Raw genomic sequence first — 1,251 nt, 5'->3', positions numbered from 1 at the left:
GTATTCACGCGCGCTACGCGGGCGATGAGCCCGAGCACTTCGCTCGCGGACGTCGCGGCGCGCATGCGGCCCCACCACTCCGCGCTCCTGGGGCCCCCTTCGACAATCGCCTTCCAGAGCGCCCACTCCGGTCTGTCGCGGTAGCTCTCGAGGTCCCCCGTCGCAGCGGCGAAGGCGACGTGGGCCTGCAGCTGGTCCACGAGTCGCAGGAGTCGGCCGCGATCGTCAGGGGACGCACGCTCCCAGAGGCGCGCGACGTCGGCGCTTCGCGTGGCGCCATCGCGGGCGGCGTTCAGAAGCAGCAGCACCGCCTGCGCATCGATGCCCGGGACCGTGCACGCGACTCCCACCTCATCGATCAGTCTGCTGTCGAGCGCGAGGATGTCGAAGGCCGAGGCGGGGGCGAGGCGAATCCCGGGAAATGCCCGGTGAAGGTCGAGGTATCCCCACGAGTCGTGCAGGTAGGTCTGCGCGTGCCCGAACGGTGATCCGTACATGAAGGTGCTGTACAGCACCCAGCCCTCGCGTCGGATCGCGCGGTCCACCCGAGACACGTCGGCCGGCCGAACGAGAATGTCGACATCGGTGCCCGTCCGCATTGCACGCAGCGACGGGTCGACGGCGTCCCCTTTGATGTGCAGGACATCAACCCCGATGCGGTCGGCGACAACCTGCACGGCGGCGCGACCGAAGCGGAGCCGCACGTCCAGCGGTACCGCCACTTCCTCCACCATGGCGCCAGCCTACCTATGGCCGAATCGACGACCGTCCTACTGCAGCGCGCTGGTCAGCCGGGCGAGATTGTCGAGCACTGTCGAGCCGAGCTTCTGCTTCTCCCACTCATCCATGGTCAGCTCGCGGCTGAGGCTGCGGTACTTCGCCTCAACCTCGCGCATCTGCGTGATGAACCCCTCGCCGCGCACCAGGAGCGTGATCTCCATGTTGAGACCGAACGAGCGCATGTCCATGTTGCTCGAGCCGATGATCGCCACCTCGTCGTCGATCGTCATCGACTTGCTGTGCAGGATGTAGGGCCGTCGGTACATCCAGATCTTCACCCCCGCCCGCAGCAGGGCCTCGTAGTAGCTGCGTTGCGCGTGGTAGACGATCGCCTGGTCGCCCTCCTCCGAGACGAAGAGCTCGACCTTGATCCCCCGCTGGCAGGCGGTCGTGATGGCGAGGAGCAGCGCCTCGTCGGGCACGAAGTAGGGGCTGACGATGATGATCTGACGCTGCGCCGCGTAGAGCAGG

The 1,251-nt window shown here is 67.1% G+C and carries 2 protein-coding genes; both read right to left on the bottom strand.

The genetic code is table 11. The features are described from left to right. On the bottom strand, window positions 1–734 hold a 734-nt coding region (locus tag AC1DVT_RS20330), incomplete at its 3' end, for a nucleotidyltransferase family protein (RefSeq protein ID WP_477391221.1). A gap of 36 nt (window positions 735–770) precedes the next feature. Next, window positions 771–1,251 (bottom strand): phospholipase D-like domain-containing protein (locus tag AC1DVT_RS20325; RefSeq protein WP_477391219.1); only part of this gene is annotated, 481 nt, incomplete at its 5' end.

Source organism: Microbacterium sp. P2_F9, assembly GCF_056403635.1.
Note: the sequence above shows the minus strand (reverse complement) of the source record. Positions and strands in the feature narration are given on the sequence as shown.